The organism is Elstera sp. (genome assembly GCF_044372965.1).
Classification (GTDB): Bacteria; Pseudomonadota; Alphaproteobacteria; order Elsterales; family Elsteraceae; genus Elstera.
Map to the genome: position 1 here is coordinate 1 of NZ_JBILQX010000090.1, position 13,544 is coordinate 13,544.

Sequence of the window (13,544 nt, forward strand, 5' to 3'; positions counted from 1 at the left end):
CCTTCTCCACCCATTTGCAGGATTTGGCCGGGCAGGTTTTCGCCCTGTTCATTCTGACCGTTGCGGCCGCAGAAGCCGCCATCGGTTTGGCCATCCTCGTCGTCTACTTCCGTAATCGCGGCACGATTGCGGTCGAAGACATCAACATGATGAAGGGCTGATCCCGCGATGTATGCCGCCATCGTCTTTTTGCCGCTGATTGCGGCAATCCTGGCCGGGTTCGGCGGTCGCGTCCTTGGGGATCGCGGCGCTCAATTCGTCACCACAGTTGCCGTTTTCATCGCGGCCATCCTTTCTTGGGTTACGTTCATCGGGATCGCTTCCGGCGGCCCGGCGCATACCGTCGAACTGCTGCGCTGGATCGACGTGGGCTCGCTTGAGCTATCGTGGGCGCTGCGCATCGATAGCTTGTCGGCGACCATGCTGATCGTCGTCACCACAGTTTCGGCCTGCGTCCATCTCTATTCCATCGGCTACATGGAAGAAGATCCGTCAAAGCCGCGCTTCATGGCGTATCTCAGCCTGTTCACCTTTTGCATGCTGATGCTGGTGACGGCCGATAACCTCGTGCAGATGTTCTTCGGCTGGGAAGGCGTCGGCCTTGCTTCCTACTTGCTCATCGGGTTCTGGTATCAGAAGCCGTCGGCGAATGCGGCAGCGATCAAGGCGTTCGTCGTCAACCGCGTTGGCGACTTCGGCTTTGCGTTGGGCATCTTCGGGATTTTCATGCTGTTCGACAGCGTTAATTTCGATGCCATTTTCCAGGGCTCGCTGGCGCAGAAGGATGCTACCTTCGTCTTCCTTGGCATGGAAGTCCATGCGATGACGACTATCTGCCTGCTGCTCTTCGTCGGCGCGATGGGGAAATCGGCGCAGCTTGGCCTACACACGTGGCTGCCGGACGCGATGGAAGGCCCGACCCCCGTGTCGGCGCTGATCCATGCCGCGACGATGGTCACGGCGGGCGTGTTCATGGTCTGCCGCATGTCGCCGCTGTTCGAACTCGCGCCGACGGCCCTGACGGTGGTGACGATCGTTGGGGCCAGCACGGCCTTCTTCGCCGCCACGGTCGGCCTGACCCAAACCGATATTAAGCGCGTGATCGCTTATTCGACCTGCTCGCAACTCGGTTATATGTTCTTTGCGGCGGGCGTGTCGGCCTATGGCGCGGCGATGTTCCACCTGATGACGCACGCTTTTTTCAAAGCGCTGCTGTTCTTAGGCGCGGGCTCGGTGATCCATGCCATGCACCATGAACAAGACATGCGCAAAATGGGTGGGCTGGCGAAGCACATCAAAATCACCTATGCGCTGATGTGGATTGGGACGCTGGCGCTCTGCGGGATTCCACCCTTCGCCGGTTTCTTCTCGAAGGATATCGTGCTGGAATCGGCCTACGCCATCGGCACGCAGGCGGGATACTACGCCTTCATCCTGGGCGCGATTGCCGCCTTCATGACGGCGTTCTACTCGGGCCGCCTGACGTTCCTGACGTTCCACGGTAAGCCACGCTGGGGGGCTGATGCCGATCACGGGCATGGTCACGATGATCACGCTCACGCGCATGACGATCATCACGGCCATGGGCATGACCATACGCCGCACGAGTCGCCGCTGGTGATGCTGGTGCCGTTGTTCGTGCTGGCGCTTGGGGCAATCGTGTCGGGTTACCTCGGCTACAATATGTTCGTCGGCGAAGGCCGGGAGCATTTCTGGGGCGCGGCCCTCTCGAACGCCTCGGGTCACGATACGTTGGAACATGCGCATCACGTGCCGCTTTGGGTGAAGCTGCTGCCGCTGGTGATGGGCGTTTCCGGGCTCGGGCTGTCGTGGGTCTTCTACGTGAAGTCGCCGCATCTGCCGAACCAAGTCGCGACCAGCTTCCGGGGGCTGTATCTCTTCTCCTTGAACAAATGGTTCTTTGACGAACTCTACGACCTGATCTTCGTGCGTCCCTCGCTGTGGCTTGGCCGCCTGCTGTGGAAGCGCGGGGATGGCACGATCATCGACGGCTTCGGCCCGAACGGGATTGCCTGGGTCACGGTTACGCTGTCGCGGCGGGTCTCGGTTCTGCAATCCGGGTTCGTCTATCACTATGCTTTTGCCATGCTGATCGGCCTTGTGGCCCTCGTAAGCTGGTATCTCTTTTCGCGGAACGGGTGATCCATGACCGGGCTACCGCTACTTTCGCTCGTTACCTTCCTGCCACTGGCAGGGGTGGTGCTGGTGTTCCTGCTCCGGGGCGAGGAGGCACGTGTTGCCGCGCAATCGCGTTGGATTGCACTGCTAACCTCGCTCTTCGTCTTCCTGCTGTCCCTCTTGCTGTGGGTGAATTTCGACAGCAGCAACCCCGGCTTCCAGTTTGAAGAAAAACTGAACTGGCTTCCGGGAACCGGGGTGAGCTATCACGCCGGGATCGATGGGATTTCGCTGTTCTTCGTGCTGCTTTCGACGTTTCTGACGCCGATTTGCATTCTCTCAAGCTGGGAAGCCGTGGAGAAGCGCGTGAAGGAATATATGATCGCCTTCTTGGTCCTGGAGACCCTGATGGTGGGCATGTTCGCCGCGCTCGACCTCATCACCTTCTATATTTTCTTCGAAGGCGTGCTGATCCCGATGTTCATCATCATCGGGGTGTGGGGTGGTCAGCGCCGGGTTTATGCGGCGTTCAAGCTGTTCCTCTACACGCTGGCGGGTTCGGTTCTGATGCTGGTCGCTATTCTGGCGATGTATTGGGATGCGGGCACGAGCGATATCGTTTCGCTGCTGAAACACTCCTTCCCGGCGGGAATGCAAACCTGGCTGTGGCTGGCCTTCTTCGCCTCCTTCGCGGTGAAGGTGCCGATGTGGCCGGTCCATACCTGGTTGCCCGACGCCCACGTGGAAGCGCCGACGGCGGGCTCCGTAATCCTCGCGGGCGTGCTGTTGAAGATGGGGGGCTATGGCTTCCTGCGCTTCTCCATCCCGATGTTCCCGCAGGCCACCGAGTTTTTCGAGCCGCTGATCTTCGTGCTCTCGGCGGTTGCGGTGATCTATACCTCGCTGGTCGCCTTGGCCCAGGAAGATATGAAGAAGCTGATCGCCTATAGCTCGGTCGCCCATATGGGCTTCGTGACGATGGGGCTGTTCGCGCTCAATCAACAGGGCATTCAGGGTGCAGTGTTCCAGATGCTGAGCCACGGTATTGTCTCGGGCGCGCTCTTTTTGTGCGTTGGCGTGGTCTACGACCGGCTGCATACGCGCGAAATTTCGCGCTACGGCGGTTTGGCCGAGAATATGCCGCGCTATGCCCTGATCTTCCTGTTCTTCACTTTTGCGACCATCGGTCTGCCGGGCACGAGCGGGTTTGTCGGCGAGTTCACCATTCTGGTCGGGGCCTATCTCGCCAATACTTGGGTGGCCTTCTTCGCCAGCACGGGCCTGATTTTGGGCGCGGCCTATTCGCTGTGGCTCTACCGCCGGGTGATCTTCGGGAAGCTTGAAAAGGCCGATCTGAAGTTGCTGCCGGATCTGTCGTTGCGGGAAATCGTGATTTTTGCCCCGCTGGTCATTTTGACCCTGTGGATGGGCATCTATCCGGCCTCCTTCATGGACCCGATGACGGGTTCGATTGAAGCGCTGGTGAAAAACTATAACGCCGCACTCGCTGCCGCCGAGCCGATCTCGTTGACCGGCACGCTGCTGGCACTCGTGCAGTAAGGGGGTAAGGGTGGATCCGATGACCAACGTTTTTGCCAAAGTTGATTTGGCAACTGTTGTCCCCGAACTGTTCCTGGCGCTCGCCGCGATGGTCCTACTGCTGTCGGGCGCTTTTATGGGCGAGAAGCGCTCGGTGCGGGCGGTAACGATTGGGGCAATTTTTGCCTTCGCTATCGCGGCGGTTCTCGTGGTGCTGATGCCCTATGGGGATAGCGGGCGGGTGGCTTTTAACAGCCTAGTCCACGTCAGCGCGTTCACGGCCTTTCTCAAGGTCTTGATTTTGCTGGGTTCGGCCCTGACCCTGGTGCTCTCCACCGACTTCTTTGAAAAGGAGAAGATCGCGCGGTTCGAGTATCCGGTGCTGGTGGTGCTGGCGACCGTGGGCATGCTGATTATGGTCAGCGCCTACGATTTGATGACGCTCTATATGGGCCTCGAAATGCAGTCGTTGGCGCTCTATGTGATCGCCTCGTTCCATCGCGACAGCAGCAAATCCACCGAAGCGGGCTTGAAGTATTTCGTGCTTGGCGCGCTGTCGTCGGGGATGTTGCTGTACGGGATTTCGCTGGTCTACGGCTTTGCGGGCAGCACGAATTTTGCCATGCTGGCCCCGCTGCTAACCGATAACCCCGAAGCCGGGGTGGTGATCGGCATGGTCTTCATTATCGTCGGTTTAGCCTTCAAGGTTTCCGCCGTGCCGTTCCACATGTGGACGCCGGACGTGTACGAAGGCGCGCCGACGCCGGTGTCGAGCTTCTTTGCCGCCGCGCCGAAGGTGGCCGCGATGGGGCTGCTGGTGCAGGTTCTGACCGGCCCGTTCGGCGGGATGGTTGGCCAGTGGCAGCAGATCATCGTCTTCGTCTCCATCGCCTCGATGGTGTTTGGCTCGGTCGCCGCGATCAATCAGCGTAATATCAAGCGCCTGATGGCCTATAGCTCCATCGGTCACATGGGCTTCACCCTCGTCGGTCTCGCCGCCGCCAATACCGAAGGTTTGACCGGGGTGCTGGTCTATCTCGCGGTCTATGTGGTGATGGGCCTCGGCACCTTTGCCTGCATCATCGCGATGCGGGTGAACGGCAAGGCGGTTGAGCAGATCGACGATTTAGCCGGTCTGTCGCGCACGCAGCCGCTGGTCGCGCTCGCGCTTGGGATGTTCATGTTCTCGATGGCGGGGATTCCGCCGCTCGCGGGCTTCTTTTCGAAGTTCTACGTATTTCGCGCGGCGGTGCAGGCCGATCTGTTCGCACTCGCCATTATCGGCGTGCTCGCCAGCGTGGTCGGGGCCTTCTATTACCTGCGCGTGATTAAGGTCATGTACTTCGATCAACCGTCGATCCATTTCGACCGCATGTCGCCGGGCGTTGCCTTCGTCGCGGCGGGTACATGCCTCATCACCATGATGTTTTGGGTCTATCCCGCACTACTTATCAATGTGGCCGCCCGCGTTTCGGCGCTGGTGATCGGGGGTTAATCTGTCGGGTTTAACCTTGCCGCCCGGTTGGCGGTTGCAAGACTTCGAGAGCGTCGCCAGTACCATGGAACTGGCGACGCAAGCGCTTCTAGACGGGGCAGGCGAGGGGTTCATCATCCGCGCGCGCGAACAGGTTTCCGGGCGCGGACGGCAGGGGCGCGTGTGGCGCAGCCCGGTTGGGAATCTCTATATGTCGATTCTGATCGACCCAGCCCCGACTCTCGCCGAAACCGCGCAACTCTCTTTTGTGGCCGGGCTCGCCGTGTGGCGGGCAGTGTCCGATCTCGCGCCGGGGGCGGGCCTTACGCTGAAATGGCCGAACGATCTTTTGCTGGATGGCGCAAAGCTCGCCGGGCTGCTGCTGGAGGTCCCCTATGCGGGCCGTCCGGCGGTCCTGGGGCTCGGCATCAATCTGCGGACTGCGCCGACCGATACACCCTATGCCGCCACCAGCCTGCCGCTGCGTGCGACCGGACCGGTGGACCGGGACGAGGCGACCGAAGCCGTCGCGCTTCGCCTCGCCGAAACCTTGGACCAGTGGCGGCGCGAAGGCTTCGCCGCGATCCGGGCCGATTGGCAGGCCGCCGCGCACCCGGTTGGCACGCCGCTGACCGCGCGGATTAATCCCGAGTCGCCCCTAACCGGCACCTTCGACGGTCTTGGCCCCGATGGGCACCTGCGCCTGAAAACCCCCGAGGGCATCCAGCAGATTCCTGCCGGTGATGTTATTCTCGCCTAGCCGCTTTTTCAGGACATCGCCATGCTTCTTGCCATTGATGCCGGTAACACGAATACCGAGTTTGCGCTGATCGACGGTACGGAACTGCGCAATTCCTGGCGTATTTCCACCGATCCGCGCCGCACCGCCGATGAATATGCCGTGTGGTTGACCCAACTTATGGCGCTTGATGGCGTCACGCGCGACGCAGTGACGGCGAGCATCATTGCCACCGTCGTGCCGGAGGCTTTGTTTAATCTCACTAGCCTGTGCCGCAAATATTTCAACGGCCCGCCGATGGTGGTGGGCGATCCTTCGGTGAAGATGACCATTCGCGCCGTCATCGACCGGCCCGAGGAGGTGGGGGCGGACCGGCTCGTTACCGCCCTTGCCGCGCGTGATTTATACGGTTGCCCCCTGATCGTTGTCGATTTCGGCACGGCAACGACCTTCGACGTGATCGATGCGGACGGAAACTTCGCCGGCGGCGTCATCGCGCCAGGCATTAATCTGTCCTTGCAGGCCCTTTATATGGCGGCGGCGAAGCTGCCGCGCGTCGCAATTCGCCCGACGCCGACCGTAATTGCCCGCAGTACCGTGCCCGCGATGCAGTCGGGCGTGTTCTGGGGCTATATCGGCATGATCGAGGGGCTCGTTAAGCGCATGCGTGCCGAGCTTGGCCAGAATGTTCCAGTTGTTGCAACTGGCGGGTTAGCCCCTATGTTTGCGGGCGCGACGGACCATATAACCCATATCGACCGTGATCTTATCATGCGCGGCCTTGTCACTCTCTATCAGCATAATCGTTTGGAATCATGATCGACGGCACCCCCCTGCACACCGCTATCGCTGCCCGCGGCGAACTTCTTTTCCTTCCCCTCGGGGGCGCGGGGGAAATCGGGATGAACCTCAACCTCTTTGGCTATAACGGCCAATGGGTGATGGTCGATCTCGGCGTTACCTTCGGCGACGATAGTCAGCCCTCGATCGACGTGATTATGCCCGATCCGGTGTTTATCGCCGAACGGCGCGAATCGCTGATTGGGATCGTGCTGACCCACGCCCATGAGGATCATTTAGGCGCGGTGCCCTACCTGTGGCGCCGCCTGGGCGGCCCGCCGATCTACTGCACCCCCTTTACCGCGAGCGTGCTGCGTAAGAAGCTGCCCGAGCATGGCTTATCGCGCGAGGTGGTCATTCACGAGGTGCCTTTGTCGGGCGAATTCACCCTGGGGCCGTTCCGCTTCCAGATGATCACCCTCACGCATTCGATTCCCGAGCCGAACGCGCTCGCCATCCATACGCCGGTCGGCACCGTGCTTCATACGGGCGACTGGAAGTTCGATCCCGAACCGCTGATTGGTGATGTGACCGATTTCGACGCGCTGCAAAAGCTGGGCGATAAGGGCATTCTGGCGCTGATTGGCGATTCGACCAATGTGTTCAAATCGGGCGAAGCCGGGTCGGAAGCCGCCGTGCGCGAAAGCCTAACGGAGTTGATCGGTCAGTTTAACAACCGGGTTGCAGTGGCTTGTTTTGCCTCGAATGTTGCGCGTTTGGAAAGCATCGTCGTCGCCGCCGCCGCCAACGGTCGCCGTGTGGCGCTGGTCGGGCGTTCGCTGCATAAGATGGTCGAAAGTGCGCGCGAGAATGGCTACCTTAAGTCCATGCCCGCGCTGATTTCGGAAGACGAGGTCGGCTATCTGCCCGCTGAAGAAGTGCTGCTGCTGTGCACGGGCAGCCAGGGCGAACAGCGCGCGGCGCTGGCGCGAATTGCCTCGAACGATCATCCGCACGTGACCTTAGAAGAGGGCGATGCGGTGATTTTCTCCTCGCGTATCATTCCGGGGAACGAAAAATCCATCGGGCGCTTGCACGATAAGCTGATCCGCCAGGGCATCGAAGTGGTGACGGAGCAGGATCACTTCATCCACGTCTCCGGCCACCCGGCGCGCGACGAGTTGGCGCGCATGTACGCCATCACCCGCCCGAAAATCGCGGTGCCGGTCCATGGCGAAGTTCGCCATCTGCACGAACACGCCGAACTGGCGCGGGAATGCCAAGTGCCGATTGCGATGGTGGTGGAGAATGGTGATGTACTGCGCCTTGCACCCGGCGAGCCGATGATTCTCGATAAAGTACCCACGGGTCGCTTGGCGGTCGATGGCAATCGGCTCATTCCTCTGGGCGGCTCGGAACTCAAGCAGCGCCTGCGCCTCACCTATAATGGTTTGGCTGTCGCGACGCTGGTGCTCGACAAAAAAGGCAAGCTCCAGGCCGATCCGGTGCTCACCCTGCACGGCCTGGTCGATGCCGAGCAGGACGAAGGGCAAATCCTAATCGATAAGGCGCTCGATGCCATCGAAGACGTCGTCGACGCTTTCACGTCCGGCGGGCGCGGTGGGGACGATACGCTGCTGCGCGATGCCGTGCGGGCGGCGGTGCGACGCACTGTCCATAGCGCCATCGGCCTGAAGCCGGTTACAGAGGTGCATCTCATCCGCTTATAGGATGGAAACGCCAGGGGAGAGGGTGCAGGGATGATCGGACGGTTGAACCATGTGGCGATTGTGGTGCCGGATTTGGCGGCGGCGAGCGCCCTGTATCGTAATGCCCTGGGGGCTACGGTCTCCGATCCGGTCGATGTGCCCGCCCACGGCGTGACGACCGTTTTCGTGCTGCTCCCGAATACCAAAATCGAACTGCTGCATCCCTTAGGCGAAAACTCGCCAATTGCGGGGTTCCTTGCTAAGAACCCCTCGGGCGGCATGCATCACGTTTGCTATGAAGTGACCGATATTCGCGCGGCGCGCGATCATCTCTTGGCCGAAGGTGCGCGGGTGTTGGGCGATGGCGAGCCCAAGATTGGCGCCCACGGCCTGCCGGTGCTTTTCCTCCATCCCAAGGATTTCTGCGGAACGCTTGTCGAGTTGGAAGAGGTTGCGGCGGCATGAATTGGGTTTCCGGCATCGTCGTTTTCACGATCACCTGGTGGGTTGTTCTGTTCGCCGTGCTGCCGTGGCGCGTTACCACGAAGGACGCAAAAGGGCGGGGCGAGATGGCGGGTGCGCCGGATAATCCGCATCTGCTTTACAAGGCACTCTGGACGACGATTATCTCCACGGTGATTTTTGTGGCAATCTATGCGTTGATCGCCTCCGACCTGATTTCATTTCAGGATATGGCTGATCGTATGGGCCGCTATTAGAGCAAATCCCGAGCGGGTGGGACACCCGCGACGACGTATTTGCGTTAAAAAACAAAAAACTAGAGCGTTTGCAGTGAGCCAATGCGAACGGAAAGCGCTCTAGGGGCTGGACGCTGCCGCCCGCTTCGGTCATGCTTCTGTAACAGTCTCTCGACCCACCCTTTCCAACCTTTGGAAAGCGCTGAAAAGGGGGTGTTGCCGCGCCAATGACCGGGCTGATTAACCTTGCGGATTTCCGGCCGAACCGTCACCGCGTGACGTTCAACAGGGCCGAATTGCAGGAAATCCTGAATATTTACAGTCGTCGTGTCGCCAAAGGAGAGTGGCGGGACTATGCCATCGATATGAGCGGCGGGGCGGCGATGTTCTCCATCTTCCGCTCGTCCTATGAATTGCCGCTGTATAATATCGTTAAACGCGCAACCACGCGGCAGACTGACTTTGTGCTGATGAGCCGAGGCCAAAAATTACGGCAAGAGCGGAACCTCGGCGACCTTCTCGCCTATCTCGATGCGCGCAGCTTGAGTTTAGTGCGCTAAGCCTGTGTTTAGCGGCGCACACCCGACATTTGCGCAATCACGCCGCGCAGATAATCAACCTCTTGCTGAAGCCGTTTGATCTGGGCGGAAGCAACTTGAATTTCGTAAGATTGCGCTTCAAGATCTTTAGATAGGCGCTTTACGATACTGGGATCGACCACATCGGCGGCTTGTTCCGCAGGGTCGGGGGCCGTGCTCTCGGCATCTGGTTCGGCGTCGGCCGCAGCAGGCGCGTCGGCGGCGGCCTTCAGTTTGGCGGCCTGCTCTTGAACTTTCTGAGCGCTGGACAGAAGTTGGACATGGGTAGATTTCAGGCGCGCCTTGCGCGTCTCCAAATCCTTTTCGCTGGTCCGCAGCAACTGCTCCCGCTGGGCAAGATCGCGCTGCAAGCTGGTACGATACTCAACCTGCTGTTCAATTGCCGAAGAGGCCGCGCGTTCCCGCGCGCCAGTGTCATTCGCCCCCGGCGCGGCCCCGCCAATCGTGGGGAGCGCCTGCTGGGCGAGCGCGACAGATGACAGGCCGATAACCGTGAACACGGCAGCGAAGGGAAGAATGCGACGGTTCATTCAGGCGTTTCCTTAACGATCTGCCGATGCTGAGATCATGCAACCAGCGCAAAACTGAGATCGAGCCTGCGCCCGCCATTACGATGACGGATACGGTCGGCCATGGCCGATGTTACCAGCAAACCCCGCCCACTGGGCAGCCCAAAAGGATCATCGATATCGGCGGTGGTCGGCGTTCCACGCGCAGTTTTCTCGAAACCATGGCCTTCGTCGAGCACTTCGAGCGTTAGCCACCCCGCCGACAGGCGGGCAAAAATACAGACGGCCCGATTAGCAAACCCATCATCGTGCAGGCGCGTATCGAGATGGTCCGCATAGTCGGCATAGGCATCGGCGCTTGAGCGGAGGAACTTATTGGCTTCAAGATTGCCGTGCAGAAGGGCATTGGCCAAAGCTTCGGCAAGCGCAACCTCGATTCGCCAGATCAGCCCCTCATCGAAGAGGCCGCAGGCCGCCAAGCTCGCCGCAACCGCCGCCGCGGGCTCCACCCGATAGGCCGTGACCGTGGAAAGACAAAGACCGATGAACGTGCCGCGCCGCGCCGCCAGCCGGGCAAAGCCGGCCAATTGATCGGGCGACAATCCGGCTTCGAAACAAAATGCGGGGAGATCCTTCACCGCCGCCGTTAACCGGCTCTCGCTAATCCTGTCGCCCATGACGCGAATACGCCGTCGGCTACCGCTCCCCAGGGCAGGGCGGGCAGAGGGTGGAGAAACCGGCATCATGGCCACCGACGCCGGATCGACGCGAACCTCCCCAAAGCTTTCCATCGAAAGAGCTTCCAGGGCTTCGCGCGACAATCCGTCCGCAACCAGACTCAGCGATGAGAATGGAGACAGGGACACAGGGCCTCCGTGTTGATCCGCCGGTGTGGGCCGCACAGGTGGCAGCCGCCTATCGATAAAAAGGGTCACGATGACCGATCGTATCGTGCCCCTATGACTGAATCGTAAATATCTTGTCGAACTTTGCTACTTCAAGCATGCGGCGCACATTTTCAGGCGGGCGTTGAAGCACAACGGCGGCGTTGAAAACCTGGGCCTTTTGCTTGGCGATCAGCAACATTCCAAGACCGGCGGAGTCGATGAACTCGACGCCACTCAGATCGAACTCATAGGAGCCGACTTTGTTCTTCAAAAGCTCATCAAGGAATTCTTTGTACTCCCGATGAAACTTAAAGGTCAGCCGACCTGTGATCTTAATCTTCGCGCTATTGTCTTTGATATCGACTGTATATTGCATCGGGTCCTCGAATGAGCCATCCGGCAGTTTTTACGCGCTGCCGACACCGTATCCCCAGCAGGCCATTCCCAGTGCTTTTCGCACGGGTAACAACCGCCCCTTCATGTTGTGCGCTTTTTCGCCTCGGAAGGCAACCAAACTTAGCAACTGCCCACAATTTAAGGCAAAAAAGCTATTAACTTCTAGGAGAATCAGTCTCTTCCAGGAGTTTATAGCGAGTCATGAGTGGCGCTTGCGTTAACGCAAACAGCATAACGATTGGGATAAAACCGAAAGTCTTCAGTGTAACCCATTGATCGGTCGTCAAAACCCGCCAGGCGATTTCGTTAACGCCCGCCAAAAACAAAAAGAAAGCCGCCCATCGCCACGTCAGCAGAGTCCAGCCCTTCTCTTGAAGCGACATCATCGGGCCGAAGACGACGCGCAAAGGCTGGCGACCGAGCAGCCGCCCCCCCGCCAGAATGAGCGCAAACAAAGCGTAAATCAGCGTCGGCTTCATCTTGATAAAAGTTTCATCGGCGAGCCATAGCGTGAGCCCACCAAAAACGCTCACGAGGACGACATTGACCAGCGGCATTACCGGCATGCGCCGTTCAAGCCGCCACAGCCCGCCAAAACTAACCGCGGAGGCCACCATCAGCACCGCCGTCGCGGTGTAGAGATCGCTACGCCCATAGACGAGAAAGAACAGCAGCAGCGGGCCGAAATCGAGCAGGAGTTTTAGGAGGGGGGAGGGTGGTTGCGGCGAACTCATTAGCTTCACTCCCACTCAATCGTGCCGGGCGGCTTTGACGTAATATCGTAGCTCACCCGGTTAATCCCCGGAACTTCATTGATAATTCGCGTTGCAACCCGCCCGAGGAAATCATGGGGAAAGGGGAAGTAGTCGGCGGTCATCCCATCGGTCGAAGTCACGGCGCGCAAGGCGCAGGCGTAATCATAGGTGCGGGCATCGCCCATCACGCCGACGGTGCGCACCGGTAACAGCACGGCGAACGCCTGCCAGATTTGATCGTAGAACCCGGCCTTGCGGATTTCATCCAGATAGACCGCATCAGCGGCGCGCAGAATATCGAGCTTGTCGCGGGTGATCTCGGAGCCCGGCAGGCGGATCGCCAGCCCCGGCCCTGGGAAAGGGTGACGGCCGACGAGGCTGTCGGGCAATCCCAGTTCGCGGCCCAGCACGCGCACTTCATCCTTAAACAGGTCGCGCAACGGCTCGACCAGCTTCAGGTTCATCCGCTCGGGCAGGCCGCCGACGTTATGGTGCGATTTGATCGTTACCGATGGGCCGCCGGTGAAGCTGACGCTTTCGATCACGTCCGGGTAGAGCGTGCCTTGCGCGAGGAAAGCTGCGCCGCCCACCTTGCGGGCTTCTTCCTCGAACACATCGATAAAGAGCTTGCCGATGGTCTTGCGCTTCAGTTCCGGGTCGGTCTTTCCGGCCAACTCACCCAAGAACAGCGCGCTCGCGTCGCGATGCACTAGCGGGATATTGTAATGGTCGCGGAACAGGGTCACGACCTGCTCGGCCTCGCCCGTGCGCAACAAGCCGTGATCGACGAAGACGCAGGTAAGTTGGTCGCCGATGGCAGCGTGGATCAGCACGGCGGCAACCGAACTATCGACCCCGCCGGACAGGCCGCAAATCACTTTGGCGGTGCCGACCTGGGCGCGGATGCGTTCGATCATCATTTCGCGGAAACCCGCCATCGTCCAGGCACCATGGCAGCCGGCAATATCGCGGACGAAGCGGCGCAGCAGGTGCGCGCCGTCGGGCGTATGCATCACTTCCGGGTGGAACTGCACTGCGTAAATGCGGCGTTCCTCATTGGCAATCGCGGCGAAAGGGGCGTTTTCCGACGTGGCGACGGTGTGGAAGCCGGGTGGCAGCGCCGTTACCCGGTCGCCGTGGCTCATCCACACCGGGTAGCTTTGTCCGACTTGCCAGACGCCCTCGAACAGGGAGCAAGACCCGGTGACGGTGATTTCAGCGCGCCCGAACTCCCGGTGCAGCCCGCCTTCGACCTTGCCGCCAAGCTGCGCGCAGATGGTTTGTTCGCCGTAACAAATGCCGAGGATTGGCACATTCTGC

Annotated in this window: 15 protein-coding genes; 10 read left to right on the top strand and 5 right to left on the bottom strand. The window is 60.0% G+C overall.

Going from position 1 to position 13,544, the window contains the following annotated elements:
• The 10 genes from nuoK to ACIQ36_RS12150 form a co-directional block, all read left to right on the top strand.
• On the top strand, nucleotides 1-161 hold a 161-nt coding region (nuoK, locus tag ACIQ36_RS12105), incomplete at its 5' end, for an NADH-quinone oxidoreductase subunit NuoK (protein ID WP_395829582.1).
• Nucleotides 162-168: 7 nt separating this feature from the next.
• Entirely contained in the window at nucleotides 169-2,163 is a 1,995-nt protein-coding gene (gene nuoL / locus ACIQ36_RS12110; RefSeq protein ID WP_395829555.1) for an NADH-quinone oxidoreductase subunit L, read from the top strand.
• A gap of 3 nt (nucleotides 2,164-2,166) precedes the next feature.
• A complete protein-coding gene (locus ACIQ36_RS12115) occupies nucleotides 2,167-3,699 on the top strand; it encodes an NADH-quinone oxidoreductase subunit M (protein WP_395829557.1) in 1,533 nt (510 codons plus the stop codon).
• A 19-nt stretch (nucleotides 3,700-3,718) separates the two neighbouring features.
• Nucleotides 3,719-5,173, top strand: coding sequence for an NADH-quinone oxidoreductase subunit NuoN (nuoN, locus tag ACIQ36_RS12120; protein ID WP_395829559.1), 1,455 nt, complete (start codon nucleotides 3,719-3,721; stop codon nucleotides 5,171-5,173).
• Between the two features lie 16 nt (nucleotides 5,174-5,189).
• Entirely contained in the window at nucleotides 5,190-5,912 is a 723-nt protein-coding gene (locus tag ACIQ36_RS12125; RefSeq protein ID WP_395829561.1) for a biotin--[acetyl-CoA-carboxylase] ligase, read from the top strand.
• 21 nt (nucleotides 5,913-5,933) lie between these two features.
• The gene (locus ACIQ36_RS12130) at nucleotides 5,934-6,710 is read left to right on the top strand and encodes a type III pantothenate kinase (RefSeq protein WP_395829563.1); all 777 of its coding nucleotides are present in this window, start codon (nucleotides 5,934-5,936) and stop codon (nucleotides 6,708-6,710) included.
• Entirely contained in the window at nucleotides 6,707-8,401 is a 1,695-nt protein-coding gene (locus ACIQ36_RS12135; protein WP_395829565.1) for a ribonuclease J, read from the top strand. Before ACIQ36_RS12130 ends, ACIQ36_RS12135 begins: the two co-directional genes overlap by 4 nt.
• A gap of 30 nt (nucleotides 8,402-8,431) precedes the next feature.
• Nucleotides 8,432-8,845: a methylmalonyl-CoA epimerase gene (mce, locus tag ACIQ36_RS12140; RefSeq protein WP_395829567.1), complete on the top strand. Its 414-nt coding sequence runs from the start codon at nucleotides 8,432-8,434 to the stop codon at nucleotides 8,843-8,845.
• The gene (locus tag ACIQ36_RS12145; RefSeq protein WP_395829570.1) at nucleotides 8,842-9,099 is read left to right on the top strand and encodes a DUF1467 family protein; all 258 of its coding nucleotides are present in this window, start codon (nucleotides 8,842-8,844) and stop codon (nucleotides 9,097-9,099) included. Before mce ends, ACIQ36_RS12145 begins: the two co-directional genes overlap by 4 nt.
• 206 nt (nucleotides 9,100-9,305) lie before the next feature.
• Nucleotides 9,306-9,638: a DUF2794 domain-containing protein gene (locus ACIQ36_RS12150; protein WP_395829572.1), complete on the top strand. Its 333-nt coding sequence runs from the start codon at nucleotides 9,306-9,308 to the stop codon at nucleotides 9,636-9,638.
• A gap of 8 nt (nucleotides 9,639-9,646) precedes the next feature.
• Here ACIQ36_RS12150 and ACIQ36_RS12155 read toward each other — a convergent pair whose 3' ends face one another.
• The 5 genes from ACIQ36_RS12155 to guaA form a co-directional block, all read right to left on the bottom strand.
• Nucleotides 9,647-10,207: a hypothetical protein gene (locus ACIQ36_RS12155; RefSeq protein WP_395829574.1), complete on the bottom strand. Its 561-nt coding sequence runs from the start codon at nucleotides 10,205-10,207 to the stop codon at nucleotides 9,647-9,649.
• A gap of 35 nt (nucleotides 10,208-10,242) precedes the next feature.
• Nucleotides 10,243-11,052, bottom strand: a complete 810-nt coding sequence (locus ACIQ36_RS12160; RefSeq protein ID WP_395829576.1) for an ATP-binding protein — start codon at nucleotides 11,050-11,052, stop codon at nucleotides 10,243-10,245.
• Nucleotides 11,053-11,143: 91 nt separating this feature from the next.
• Nucleotides 11,144-11,449 (bottom strand): STAS domain-containing protein, encoded by a 306-nt coding sequence (locus ACIQ36_RS12165; protein ID WP_045776484.1) that lies wholly within the window; start codon nucleotides 11,447-11,449, stop codon nucleotides 11,144-11,146.
• A 175-nt stretch (nucleotides 11,450-11,624) separates the two neighbouring features.
• The gene (locus tag ACIQ36_RS12170; protein WP_395829578.1) at nucleotides 11,625-12,203 is read right to left on the bottom strand and encodes a septation protein A; all 579 of its coding nucleotides are present in this window, start codon (nucleotides 12,201-12,203) and stop codon (nucleotides 11,625-11,627) included.
• A 5-nt stretch (nucleotides 12,204-12,208) separates the two neighbouring features.
• On the bottom strand, nucleotides 12,209-13,544 hold a 1,336-nt coding region (guaA, locus tag ACIQ36_RS12175; RefSeq protein WP_395829580.1), incomplete at its 5' end, for a glutamine-hydrolyzing GMP synthase.

Coding starts and splice junctions, on each gene's coding strand:
- nuoL (WP_395829555.1), top strand. CDS start 169: ATGTATGCCGCCATCGTCTTTTTGCCGCTGATTGCGGCAATCCTGGCC.
- ACIQ36_RS12115 (WP_395829557.1), top strand. CDS start 2,167: ATGACCGGGCTACCGCTACTTTCGCTCGTTACCTTCCTGCCACTGGCA.
- nuoN (WP_395829559.1), top strand. CDS start 3,719: ATGACCAACGTTTTTGCCAAAGTTGATTTGGCAACTGTTGTCCCCGAA.
- ACIQ36_RS12130 (WP_395829563.1), top strand. CDS start 5,934: ATGCTTCTTGCCATTGATGCCGGTAACACGAATACCGAGTTTGCGCTG.
- ACIQ36_RS12135 (WP_395829565.1), top strand. CDS start 6,707: ATGATCGACGGCACCCCCCTGCACACCGCTATCGCTGCCCGCGGCGAA.
- mce (WP_395829567.1), top strand. CDS start 8,432: ATGATCGGACGGTTGAACCATGTGGCGATTGTGGTGCCGGATTTGGCG.
- ACIQ36_RS12145 (WP_395829570.1), top strand. CDS start 8,842: ATGAATTGGGTTTCCGGCATCGTCGTTTTCACGATCACCTGGTGGGTT.
- ACIQ36_RS12150 (WP_395829572.1), top strand. CDS start 9,306: ATGACCGGGCTGATTAACCTTGCGGATTTCCGGCCGAACCGTCACCGC.
- ACIQ36_RS12155 (WP_395829574.1), bottom strand. CDS start 10,207: ATGAACCGTCGCATTCTTCCCTTCGCTGCCGTGTTCACGGTTATCGGC.
- ACIQ36_RS12165 (WP_045776484.1), bottom strand. CDS start 11,449: ATGCAATATACAGTCGATATCAAAGACAATAGCGCGAAGATTAAGATC.
- ACIQ36_RS12170 (WP_395829578.1), bottom strand. CDS start 12,203: ATGAGTTCGCCGCAACCACCCTCCCCCCTCCTAAAACTCCTGCTCGAT.